This window comes from Corallococcus sp. AB038B (assembly GCF_003668955.1).
In the GTDB taxonomy this organism is placed as follows: Bacteria; Myxococcota; Myxococcia; order Myxococcales; family Myxococcaceae; genus Corallococcus; species Corallococcus exiguus.
Window position 1 is genome coordinate 43,905 of the sequence record NZ_RAWO01000006.1, and the last position, 13,052, is coordinate 56,956.

General features: G+C 71.2%; 2 protein-coding genes and 1 tRNA gene. 2 read left to right on the forward strand and 1 reads right to left on the reverse strand.

The window, feature by feature from the left end; genetic code table 11:
• The first annotated feature begins 23 nt into the window (after window positions 1-23).
• Window positions 24-10,610: a non-ribosomal peptide synthetase gene (locus D7Y04_RS23840; protein ID WP_158627579.1), complete on the forward strand. Its 10,587-nt coding sequence runs from the start codon at window positions 24-26 to the stop codon at window positions 10,608-10,610.
• 26 nt (window positions 10,611-10,636) lie between these two features.
• Here the strand turns inward: D7Y04_RS23840 and D7Y04_RS23845 are convergent.
• Window positions 10,637-10,722: transfer RNA gene (locus D7Y04_RS23845), tRNA-Leu, on the reverse strand.
• 143 nt (window positions 10,723-10,865) lie between these two features.
• On the opposite strand from D7Y04_RS23845, the gene pabB reads away from it, so the two are divergent.
• Complete coding sequence (pabB, locus tag D7Y04_RS23850) at window positions 10,866-12,971, forward strand: aminodeoxychorismate synthase component I (protein ID WP_233601555.1); 2,106 nt, start codon at window positions 10,866-10,868, stop codon at window positions 12,969-12,971.
• The last annotated feature ends 81 nt before the right edge of the window (window positions 12,972-13,052 follow it).

The window sequence follows — 13,052 nt, forward strand, 5'->3', positions numbered from 1 at the left end:
CACACGCGGTCCCTGGGGCGGACATGAGCGCGGTTCAATCGTTGCTGGCCGCCCTGCGGCAGGACGGCGTGCGGCTGTGGCTGGAAGGTGGCGAGCTGCGCTACCAGGCGCCCAGGGGCGCGATGACGCAGGAACGCCTGGCGCAGCTGCGCGTGCGGAAGGCGGAGCTGGTGGACTTCCTGCGGCAGGCGGCGGGTGCGCAGGCGGCCCCGCTGGTGGCCGCGAGGCCGAGGCCCGAACACCTGCCGCTGTCATACGCGCAGGAGCGCCTGTGGCTGCTGGATCGCCTCGAGAACCTGGGCACGGCCTACCACATCGCCAGCGGCCTGCGTCTGACGGGCCACTTCGACGACCGCGCCTTCGAGCGGGCGCTCGCGGAAATCGTGCGCCGGCACGAGGCCCTTCGCACGCGCTTCGCGGCCGGGCAGGACACGGTCGCGCAGGTGATCGATGCCCCCGGCGGTTTCGTGTCGCAACGGCAGGACCTGTCCTCACTGGAGGAGGCGGAACGAGGGCCGGCTGTCCTGGCACAGGCGGGCGCATTCGTGAGCCAGCGCTTCGACCTGTCGCAAGGGCCCCTGTTCCGCGCGCTGCTGCTGCGGCTGGCGCCAGAGGAGCACATCGTCGTGGTGGTGATGCACCACATCGTCAGCGACGGTTGGTCGGTGGGGGTGTTGGTCCGAGAATTGGGCGCGCTGTACACCGCGTATGCCCAAGGCCTGGAGTCACCGCTGCCGGAGCTGCCGGTGCAGTACGCCGACTATGCCTTGTGGCAGCGCGACTGGCTGCGAGGCGAAGCGCTTGAAAAGCAGGTCACCTACTGGAAGCAGCGGCTCGCGGGCGCACCGGCCGCGCTGGAGCTGCCCCTGGACCATCCGCGCCCGCCCGTGCAGAGCTTCCGGGGTGCGAGCGTGTCGTTCGCCCTGCCCAGGGCGCTGACCGGGCAACTGCGGGCGCTGGCGCGCGAGGAAGGCGCCACGCTGTTCATGCTGCTGCTGGCCGGCTTCCAGCATCTGCTCTCCCGCTGGAGCGGCCAGCAGGACATCGTCCTCGGCACGCCCGTGGCCGGCCGCACGGACCGGCGCACCGAAGGCCTCATCGGCTTCTTCGTCAACATGCTGGTGCTGCGCACCGACGTGTCCGGAAACCCCACGTTGCGCCAGCTGCTGGCTCGGGCCAGGGAGACCGCCCTGCAGGCCTACGCGCACCAGGACCTGCCCTTCGAGAAGCTGGTCGAGCAACTCAACCCCGTGCGTGACCTCTCGCGCCCTCCCCTCTTCCAGGTGCAGTTCGCGCTGCAGAACTATCCCGAGGAGGGCTTGCGGCTGCCGGGTTTGCAATTGGGCCGGCTGGAGGGCGGCGCTGTCGCGTCCCGTGCCTCCAAGCTGGACCTGTCGCTGTTCCTGATGGAAAGCGCGGGAGTCCTCGATGCCGTGATCGAGTACGCCAGCGACCTGTTCGAGGCCGGCACCATCGATCAGTTCGCCGGCCACTATCGAGCCCTGCTCGAAGCGGCGGCGGCCGAGCCGGACCGGCCGCTGGCGGACATCCCGCTGCTGAGCGAGGCGCAGCGGCGCCGCATCCTGTTCGATTGGAATGCCACCGCGAACGACCCTCCGCGAGGCGGCACGCTGGCGCGGCTTTTCGAGGACCAGGTGCTGCGCACGCCCGAGCGCGTGGCGCTCGTCTTCGAAAACAGCCACCTGACGTATGCCCAGCTCGATGCGCGCGCCAACCAACTGGCCCGCGTGCTGCGCGCGCACGGCGTCGGCCCAGACAGTCGGGTCGCGCTGTGCGTGGAACGCGGCATCGAGATGGTGGTGGGACTGCTCGGCATCCTCAAGGCCGGCGGCGCCTATGTGCCGCTGGACCCCGGCTACCCGGCGGAGCGGCTGGCTTTCATGCTGGCGGATTGCGGTGCGCGGCGGGTGCTGACGCAGGCGAGCCTGCGCGACGCATTGCCAGGGACCGCCATCCCCAGGCTCCTGCTGGATGCCGACTGGCCGCGCATCGCGGAAGAACCGGCCACGCCGGTAGCGTCCGGCGCCGACCCGCTGCACCTGGCCTATGTCATCTACACCTCCGGCTCCACGGGCCGGCCCAAGGGCGTGGGCATCCCGCACGCCGGCATCGTCAACCGCCTGCAATGGATGCAGGAGGCCTACGGGCTCGGCGCCGACGACAGCGTGCTGCAGAAAACGCCGTTCAGCTTCGACGTGTCCGTGTGGGAGTTCTTCTGGCCGCTGTTGTACGGCGCGCGGCTGGTGATGGCGCGGCCCGGCGGCCACCAGGATGCGGCCTATCTGCGCGAGGTGATCTCAAGCGAGGCGATCACCACCCTGCATTTCGTGCCGCCGATGCTGGAAGTGTTCCTGGGCCAGGCCCGCGCCGCGCCATGCGCCAGCCTGCGCCGCGTGGTCTGCAGCGGCCAGGCCCTGCCCCGGGAGCTTCAGGAGCGCTTCTTCCGGCTGCTGCCGGGCGTGGAGCTGCACAACCTCTACGGCCCCACCGAGGCCTCGGTGGACGTGACCTCCTGGGCCTGCCGGCCTGGAGCGCCGCAGGCCCGCGTGCCCATCGGCTGGCCCATCGCCAACACGCAACTGCACGTGCTGGACCGGCACCTGAACCCGGTGCCTCCAGGCGTGGCGGGCGAGCTCCACATCGCCGGCATCGGCCTGGCGCGCGGCTACGTCAACCGACCGGAGCTGACCAGCGAGCGCTTCATCCCCAACCCCTTCGGCGCGCCCGGCAGCCGCATGTACCGCACCGGGGACCTGGCGCGGTACCTGCCCGACGGCAACATCGACTACCTGGGACGCATCGACCACCAGGTGAAGGTGCGCGGCTTTCGCATCGAACCAGGCGAGATCGAGGCCGCGCTGGCCACCTGGCCGGGCGTGCGTGACGCGGTGGTGCTGGCGCGCGAGGACACCCCCGGCGACCAGCGCCTGGTCGCCTACGTGCTGGCGCAGCCGGGAGCGCGTCCAGCGCCGGCGGAGTTGCGTGACGCGCTGGCGCGCCGCCTGCCGGAGTACATGGTGCCGGCGCATTACATGCTGCTGGAGGCCCTGCCCCTGAGCCCGAACGGCAAGGTGGACCGCAAGGCCCTGCCGGCGCCCGATACTGGCGCGGTGTCGCGCCGTGCCTACGAGGCACCGCGCGGTGGGGTGGAGGAGAAGATCGCCGCCGTCTGGGCCCGGTTGCTGGGCATGGAGCGCATCGGCCGCGAGGACAACTTCTTCGCGCTGGGCGGCCATTCCCTGCTGGCGGTGCGCATGATCGACGCGCTCCGCCGCGACGGGCTGGCGGTGGACGTGCACGGCATCTTCGCCTCGGCCACGCTCGCGCAACTGGCCGCGCGGGCGAACGCGGAAGGCAGCGGCGACGACGTTCCGCCGAACCGCATCACGCCGGGCAGCGAGGTCATCACGCCGCGGATGCTGCCGCTGGTGTCCCTGTCACAAGACGAGATTGACGCCATCGTGGCGCGCGTGCCGGGCGGGGCGGCCAACGTGCAGGACATCTATCCGCTGGCGCCGCTGCAGGAAGGCTTCCTGTTCCATCACCTGATGGCGCGGCAGGGGGATGCCTATCTGCAGCAGGCCATGCTGGCCTCCGCGAAGCGCGAGGAACTGGACCGCTTTCTCGCCGCGCTCCAGGAGGTCGTGGACCGGCAGGACATCCTGCGCACGGCCATGGTGTGGGAAGGCTTGCGCGAACCGGTGCAGGTGGTGTGGCGGCGCGCGCGCCTCGTCGTGGAAGCGTTGGAGCTGTCGGGCGCCGCGGGCGACATCGCCGGACAACTGCGTGCGCGGCATGATCCGCGGCACTACCGGCTCGACATCCGGCAGGCGCCGCTTCTGCGCTGCGCGGTCGCCCACGATGCGGCGAACGGGCGCTGGCTGTTACAGGTGCTGTTCCACCACTTGATCGACGACGCCACCTCGCTGCGGCTGATGGTGGCGCAGGTCCAGCTCATCCTGGCGGGCCAGCGCGAGCGGCTGGCGGAGCCGGTGCCCTTTCGCAACTACGTGGCCCTTGCGCGGCGTGTGCCGCAGGCCGAACACGAGGCGTTCTTCAAGGCCATGCTGGGGGATGTGGAAGAGCCCACGGCGCCGTTCGGGCTCATCGACACGCAAGGAGAGGGTGTCGGCATCGCCGAAGCGCGGCTGATGCTGGAGCCGAGCCTGGCGCGGCGCGTGCGGCGGCAGGCCCGGCTTGCAAGCGTCAGCGCCGCCAGCCTGATGCACCTGGCCTGGGCCCAGGTGCTGGCGCGCGGCTCGGGGCGAAGCGCCGACGTGGTGTTCGGCACGGTGCTGTTCGGACGCATGCAGGGCGGCGCGGGCACCGGGCAGGCCCTGGGCCCTTTCATCAACACGTTGCCGATCCGCATCAGGCTGGGCAGCGAAGGCGTGCGCGAGAGCCTCCTGCTCGCGCACCGCGGTCTCACCCGGTTGCTGGAGCATGAGCACGCCTCGCTAGCGCTGGCACAGCGGTGCAGCGCACTGCCGGCGAGGACGCCCTTGTTCACGGCGCTCATGAACTACCGGCACAACGGGGTCCAGGACGCCGCGGGCCCGTCTGGAGAAGGCGCGCTGCAGGTCCAGGTGCTGGGAACCGAGGAGCGCAGCAACTATCCGTTGACCCTGGTGGTCGATGACTTCGGCGAAGACTTCGGCCTGACCGCGCAGGTGGCGGCAGGGGCGGTGCTGCCACAGAGCCTCTGTGAGTCCATGCGGATGGCCATCCAGAGCCTGGTGGAATCGCTGGAGGCCCGCCCGGAGACGCCGGTCAGCCAGGTGGAGGTGCTGCCCGCGCGGGAACGCCAGAGGCTCCTGGTGGAGTGGAACGCCACCACCACCGGGTACCCGCGCGCCTCCACCCTCCCCGAGGTCTTCTCCCAGGTGGTGGCACTCCACGCGGACAGGGTGGCCGTGGAGTTCGGTGACGTGAAGCTCACCTACCGGCAGCTCGACGCGCGCGCCAACCAGCTCGCGCATCACCTGCGCGGTCTGGGTGTGTCCACGGACTCGCGCGTGGCCATGGCGCTGGAGCGCTCGGTGGAGCTCATCGTCTCGCTGCTGGCCATCCTCAAGGCCGGCGGCGCCTACGTACCGCTGGATACCGCCTACCCGCGTGAGCGGCTGGCGGCCATGGTGGAGGACTCGCGCCCGCGCGTGCTCATCACCACCCGCGCGCTGCTGGAGCACCTCCCCGCCGAGGGCCTGGACACCGTGCTCGTGGACGAGGTCTCCCTCCTGGGTGAGCCGGTGCACGCGCCCCCCCTGGCGGCCTTGCCCCAGAGCCTCGCGTACATCGACTTCACCTCGGGCAGCACGGGCCGCCCCAAGGGCGTGGGCACCCCGCAGGCCTCTGTGCTTCGCACCCTCTTCGGTGTCGACTACGCGCACCTGGGGCCCGACGAGACGTTCCTGCTCATCGCCCCCATCTCCTTCGACGCCTCCACCCTGGAGCTCTGGGGTCCGCTGCTGCATGGCGGCCGGCTCGTCGTCTTCCCGCCGCACCCGCCCTCCGACGTGCAGGAGCTGGAGTCGGTGCTGATGAAGCACGGGGTCACGACGCTGCACTTGACGGCGGGCCTCTTCACCCAGGTGGTGGACAATCACCTCGGGGCCCTTCGCGGAGTGCGCCAGCTGCTCACCGGCGGCGACGTCGTCTCCGCTCCGCACGTCAAGCGGGTGCTGGAGGAGCTGCGCATCCCCGTCACCGCCTGCTACGGCCCCACCGAGACCACCCTCTTCGCCTCCTGCCACCGCATGACGGACGTGGCCCACGCAGGCGCTTCCGTCCCCATTGGCCGGCCCATCGGCAATACCCAGGTGTACGTGCTGGACGCCGCTGTCCAGCCCGTGCCCGCCGGTGTCACCGGAGAGCTGTTCATCGGTGGCGATGGCGTGGCCCGTGGCTACGTGGAGCAGCCCGCCCTCACCGCCGAGCGATTCATCCCCGACCCCTTCAGCACCGCTCCGGGCGCGCGCATGTACCGCACGGGAGACCTGGCCCGCTGGCGCGGGGACGGCGTGCTGGAGTTCCTCGGCCGCGCCGACGCCCAGGTGAAGGTGCGCGGCTTCCGTATCGAGCTGGCCGAAGTCGAGGCCTCGCTGCGTGCGCACGCGTCCGTAAAGGACGTGCGGGTGGTGGTGCGCGAGGACATGCCCGGTGACAAGCGCCTGGTCGCCTACGTCGTGTGCGGCACCTCCATGGCGGACACCGCCGCGCTGCGGGCGCACCTGCGGCAGCGCCTGCCCGAGTACATGGTCCCGGGGGCCTTCGTCGTGCTGCCCGCGCTGCCGCTGACGCCCACCGGCAAGGTGGACCGCAAGGCCCTGCCCATACCGGATGCCGCACAGCCCGCGGCGCCCACGCGAGAGGAGGAGCCACCGGCCAATCCCGTGGAGCAGCGGCTGGCGGAGCTGTGGTGTGACGTCCTGCGCGTGCGCACCGTGGGACGGCGGGGCGACTTCTTCGAGCTGGGAGGCCACTCGCTGCTGGCCATGCAGTTGGTGGCGCGCATCCGTGCCGCCTTCGACGTGGAGCTCAGCGTGCGCACCCTCTTCGAGGCGCCCACCGTGGCCGCCCTCGCGGAGCGCCTCCAGGGCAACCACGCTGGCACCCGCCTGCCCGCGCTGGTACGGGCGCGCCGGGAGGGTCCGCTGCCGCTGTCCTTCGCGCAGCAGCGCCTGTGGTTCCTCGACCGGCTGGAGCCGGGGAGCCCCTTCTACAACATGCCCGCCGCGCTCTGGCTGGAGGGCACTCTGGACGTGGGCGCGCTGGAGCACGCGCTGACGGAGCTGGTGCGCCGCCACGAGGTGCTGCGCACCACCTTCCAGACGGAGGCCAGCGATCCCGTCCAGGTCATCCATCCTCCCGCGCCGTTCCACCTGCCGTGGGTGGACCTGTCCGCGCTCCCAGGGGACACGCGCGAGGCCGAGGCCCGGCGTCTGGCCCACGAGGAGGCCCGGCGTCCCTTCGACCTGGAGCGGGGCCCGCTGCTGCGCGCCATGCTGCCGCGGGTCTCCAAGTCGCGGCACCTGCTGCTCCTCAACCTGCACCACATCGCCTCGGATGGCTGGTCCATGGGCGTGCTCGTGCGCGAGCTGGCGGCGCTCTATGCGGCCTTCCAGGAGGGCACACCGTCCCCGCTGCCCGAGCTGCCCGTGCAGTACGCGGACTACGCGGTGTGGCAGCGAGGCTGGCTGCGCGACGAGGCGCTGGAGGAGCAGCTGTCCTGGTGGCGCGAGCACCTCACCGGCGCGGCGCCCATGCTGGAGCTGCCCACCGACTTCCCACGGCCCGCGGTGGTGAGCCTGCGGGGCGCCATCCACCGGAGCGTGCTGCCACGCGAGCTTGCCGAGGCACTCCAGGCGCTGTGCCGCCGCGAGGGCACCACCCTGTTCATGGCCCTGCTGGCGGGCTTCCAGGTGGTGCTGTCGCGCTACTCGGGCCAGGAGGACTTCGTCGTCGGCACCGACATCGCGAACCGCAACCAGGCGGAGACCGAGGGCCTCATCGGCTTCTTCATCAATCAGCTCGCCCTGCGCGCGCGAGTGGGTGGCAACCCGTCCTTCCGAGAGCTGCTGGGCCGCGTCCGGGAGGCCACGCTCGGCGCGTACGCGCACCAGGACCTCCCATTCGAGGAGCTGGTCAAGGCAATCAACCCCAAGCGCGACCAGGCAGGAGCCCCGCTGTTCCAGGTGAAGCTGGTGCTACAGAACCAGCCCGCCACCGAGCTGACGCTGCCCGGCCTCACCCTGCGCGGTGAGTCCATGGACTCGGGCACCTCCCGCCTGGACCTCACCCTGAGCATCTCGGAGACGGCGCGGGGACTGGAGTGTGGCTGCGAGTACCGGACGGACCTCTTCGAGGCGGCCACCATCGACCGGATGGTGCGGCACCTGGGTACGGTGCTCCAGGCCGCGGCGGCTTCGCCCGGGGCCGCGCTGTCCGAGCTGCACCTCATGGACGAGGCCGAGCAGCGCCAGGTGCTGGTCGACTGGAACGCCACCTCGCGCGACTTCCCGCGTGAGACCTGCGCGCACCAGCTCTTCGAGGCCCAGGTGGCTCGCACCCCGCACGCCACCGCCGTCCGCTTCGAGGGCACGGCGCTCACCTACGCGCAGCTCGACACCCGTGCCAACCAGCTTGCGCACCACCTCCGCGCGCTGGGCGTGCGGCCCGACGTCCCCGTGGCGCTCTGCGTGGAGCGCTCGCTGGAGACGGTGGTGGCCATCCTCGGCATCCTCAAGGCCGGCGGCGCCTGGGTGCCCCTGGACGCGAGCTACCCCGTGGAGCGGCTGACGTACATGCTGCGCGACTGCGCCGCCCCGGTGCTCGTCACCACCGAGGCCCTCGCGGATGAGCTGCCCTCCGGCGGCGAGCAACTCGTGCTGCTGGACGTGGACGCGCCCCTCCTCGATGCACGGCCGGGCACGGCGCCCGAGAACCTCACCCACGCCAGCAACCTGGCCTACGTCATCTACACGTCGGGCAGCACAGGCCGGCCCAAGGGCACGCTGTTGCAGCACCGGGGGCTGTGCAACACGGCGCTCAACGCCGTGCGCGCGCAGGGCTTGCACTCCGGCAGCCGCGTCCTCCAGTACGCCGCCTTCGGCTTCGATGCGTCGGTGTTCGAAATCTTCGGAGCGCTGCTGGCCGGAGCCACGCTGGTGCTCGCGCCGCGCGAGCGGCTCATGCCCGGTGCGCCCCTGCAAGAGCTGCTGCGGGAAGAGGCCCTCACCGCCGTCACCCTGACGCCCTCGGTGCTGGCACAGCTGACGCCAGAGGACTTCCCCGCCCTGGAGACGCTCGTCTCCGCGGGAGAGGCCTGCACACCGGAACTGGTGGCACGCTGGGGCCCCCGTGTGCGGATGCTCAACGCCTACGGCCCCACGGAGATCACCGTGTGCGCCACCGTCTCCGAGCCGCTGCGGCCCGGGGAGCGGCTCACCATCGGCCGGCCGTGGGCCAACGTGCGGGCGTACGTGCTGGACACGGCGCTGCGGCCGGTGCCTCCCGGAGTCCCTGGCGAGCTGTGCGTGGGCGGCGTGGGCGTGGCCCGGGGATACCTGGGCCAGCCGGAGCTGACGGCGGAGCGGTTCGCTCCCGACCCGTTCCGTTCCGAGCCCGGCGCCCGCCTCTACCGCACCGGGGACCGGGGGCGGTGGCTGGCGGACGGCACGCTTGAGTACCTCGGCCGCCTGGATGCGCAGGTGAAGCTGCGCGGCTTCCGGATTGAGTTGGGCGAGGTCGAGTCCGCGCTCCTCCAGCACCCATCGGTGCGCGAGGCCGTGGCCACCGTGCGCGAGGACGCGCCCGGGGACAAGCGACTGGTGGCCTATGTGGTGGCCGAAGAGGGCGACACGCTGGACGTGGCCGCGCTGCACCAGGCCCTCAAGCAGCGACTGCCCGGGCACATGGTGCCCGCGGCCATCGCCGTGCTCCCCAGCCTGCCGCTGACGCCCAACGGCAAGGTGGACCGCAAGGCCCTGCCCGCACCTCAGCGGGCTGAAGTGCCGGCTGCGGCCCTGCTGGCGCCCCGAAACGCACGGGAGCTGCAGCTGGTGCGGCTGTGGGAGTCGGTGCTGGGTGTGCAGCCAGTGGGCGTGCGCAGCAACTTCTTCGAGCTGGGAGGCCACTCGCTGCTGGCCGTGCGGCTGATGGCCGCGGTGCGGGAAGCGACGGGCCGCGACCTGCCGCTGGCCGCGCTCTTCCAGGCGCCCACGGTGGAGCAGTTCGCCGCGCTGCTGCGCCGGGAGGATCCGGGGACCTTCTCGCCCCTGGTGCCCTTCGGGGAGCCAGCCACCGGTGACGCCAGGCCCTTCTTCTGCGTGCACCCGGTGGGAGGCAACGTGCTGTGCTACGCCGAGCTGGCCCGGCTGCTGGGGCCGCGACAGCCCTTCTACGGGCTGCAGGCGCGAGGTGTGGATGACAGCAGCCAGCCATTGGACACCATCGAAGAGATGGCCTCCGATTATGTGAAGGCCATCCGTGCGGTGCAGCCGTCCGGGCCCTACTCCCTGGGGGGCTGGTCCATGGGTGGCGTCATCGCCTACGAGATGGCTCGACAACTGCGCGAGCGCGGCGAGCAGGTGGCCCTGCTGGCACTCATCGACGCCTACGCCCCGACGGCAACGGTGGCGAAGGAGCCAGAGCCGGACCGAGCGCGGTTGGCGGCGATGTTCGCAAGAGACCTGCTGGGGACGTCCCTGGCTGAGCTGAGCGTGGACCTGACGCCGCTGGCAGGCATGGAGCCGGAGGCGCTGCTGGAGCGGCTGCTGGAGCTGGCGGCGGGCGCCGGCATCCTGCCTCCAGGGAGGAGCTCCGAGCACGTGAGGGCGCTATTCCGGGTCTTCGAGGGCAACCTGCGCGCATCGAGGCGCTACCTGGCTCCAACCAGCGAAGGCCGGACGGTGCTCTTCAAGGCAACGGACAGCGCGGAGGGGTTGCCCGAGGACGGCGGCTGGACGGACCGGGTGGGTGACACCCTCGAGCGGCACCTGCTGCCCGGCGACCATTACAGCCTGCTGCGGGCTCCGGCGGTGCACGAACTGGCGGGGTGGCTCCGCGAGGCGCTGAAGGCCTCGCGATAGACAGCCTTGAGGGGGAAAGTTCGAAGTGCACGAGCCGGGGATCGAACCCGGACGACCCTTGCGAGTCAGCGGATTTTAAGTCCGCTGCGTCTGCCAGTTCCGCCACTCGTGCGATGGAAGGAAAGATAGCAGACCCCGCCGCTCAAGCGAGGCGCCTGCGCAGGCCACCATCATCCTTGGGCCGCCAAGTACGGCCGCCCGGCAGCCATGCTCGAACCGGCTCCGCGTCGCGCCGCCCACGGTAAGGTGCGCGCCGTGCGGCAGCGGACGCTCATCATCGACAACCACGACTCGTTCACGTTCAACCTCTTCCAATTGCTGGCGGAGGTCGGAGGGACGGAGCCCCTCGTCGTGCGCAACGACGAGCGGTCGTGGCGGGAGCTGCGCGAGCTCGCGTTCGACAACATCGTCATCTCCCCGGGCCCCGGGCGTCCCGACCACCCGGCGGACTTCGGCGTCTGCCGGGATGCGCTCCTCGAAGCAGACGTCCCCATCCTCGGCGTATGCCTGGGCCACCAGGGCCTGGGCCACGTCCACGGCGCACGGATCCAGCACGCACCGGAGGTCATGCACGGACGGCTGAGCCCGGTGCGCCACACCGGGACGGAACTCTTCCAGGGCCTTCCGCAGGACTTCCAGGTGGTGCGCTACCACTCGCTCTGCCTCGCCCGGCCCCTGCCCGAGGACCTGGTGGAGACCGCCTGGACCCCCGACGGCGTCCTCATGGCCCTGCGCCACGCCTCCCTCCCCCGCTGGGGCGTCCAGTTCCATCCGGAGTCCATCGCCACCACCCACGGCCGCCAGCTCCTCGCCAACTTCGTCCGCCTGAGCCGCGAGCACCGTCGTATCCCACGCCCCGAAGCTCCCGCTGAAGCACAGCCCCCAAGCCCCATCGCCCCGCCCAAGGGCTTCTGGGTCCACCACCGGAAGCTGCGGCTCGATGTCGATCCTGAGCAGGCCTTCGTCACGCTCTTCGGAGGCAAGGACCCCGCCTTCTGGTTGGACAGCAGCCGCGTCGAAGCCGGCCTGTCACGCTTCTCCTTCATGGGGGACGCAACCGGCCCACACAGCGCCGTCATCCACTACCAGGTGAACCCACGCCAGCTCACCGTGCGCCGGCGTCAGGGAACAGAGGAACACACCACCGAGCTGTTCGAGTTCCTCCAGCAGGAGCTGACGCGGCTGCGAGCAACCCCGTCCGGGCTGCCCTTCGACTTCCAGGGCGGTTTCGTGGGCTCCCTCGGCTACGAGCTGAAGCACGACTGCGGCGCGAGCACCCCGCATGCCTCACCGGATCCAGACGCCAGCCTCATCCTGGCGGACCGGCTGCTGGCCTGGGACCACCTCGAACGCGCGGTGTACCTCGTCGCGCTCGCCCCCGAACACGAGGCGGCCGAGGTCCAGGCCTGGTTCGACGCCACGGAATCCAGCCTGCGCGCCCTGCCCCCGCTGGCGCCCCTCAAGCCCCGTTCCGGAGCCCCCTTCCCGGTCCGCCTCGCCAGGGACCGCGAGACCTACCTGGCCGACATCCAGCACTGCCTGGAACAGCTCCACGAAGGCGAAACGTACGAGGTCTGCCTCACCAACAAGCTCCTCGCGCGCGCCCACGTCGAGCCCCTGGACCTTTACCGGAGCCTGCGCCGGCTGAACCCCGCGCCCTACGCCGCGTACCTCCGCATGGGAGCACTGGGCATCGCCTGCTCCTCCCCCGAACGCTTCCTGCGAGTGGACGCAGACCGCTGGGTCGAGTCGAAGCCCATCAAGGGCACCCTGCGCCGCGGCTCCACGCCCGACGAGGACGAACGGCTGCGCCAACAGCTGGGCTCCCAGGAGAAGGACCGGGCGGAGAACCTGATGATCGTGGACCTCGTGCGCAACGACCTCGGGCGCGTGTGCGAGGTGGGCTCGGTCCACGTCCCCCGGCTCATGCACGTGGAGTCGTACGCCACGGTGCACCAACTGGTGAGCACCATCCGGGGCCACCTGCGCGAGGGGCTCACGGCCGTGGACGCGGTGCGCGCCGCCTTCCCTGGAGGATCCATGACGGGGGCCCCCAAGGAGCGCACGATGGAGCTCATCGACCGCCTGGAGCGGGAGGCCCGGGGGGTGTACTCGGGCGCCATCGGGTACTTCTCCGCCACCGGCGCGGCGGATCTGAACGTCGTCATCCGAACGGCGGTGGTCCGCCCCGGCGAGGTGAGCATCGGCGCAGGAGGGGCCATCGTGGCGCTCTCGGACCCGGCGGCCGAACTGGAGGAGATGCTTCTCAAGTCGCGCGTGGTCCTGAAGGCGCTGTGCACGGCGGTCAGGCGCCCGGACGGACTGCCCGAGCCCGGAGGGGCCTGGACGGCGGCGGATTGAGCCCGGAGGGGGGGTGGGAGGCCTCCCAGGATGGTGGGGAAAGCCCCTCGATTCCTCCACTGCTGGACGGCCGGGGCTTCC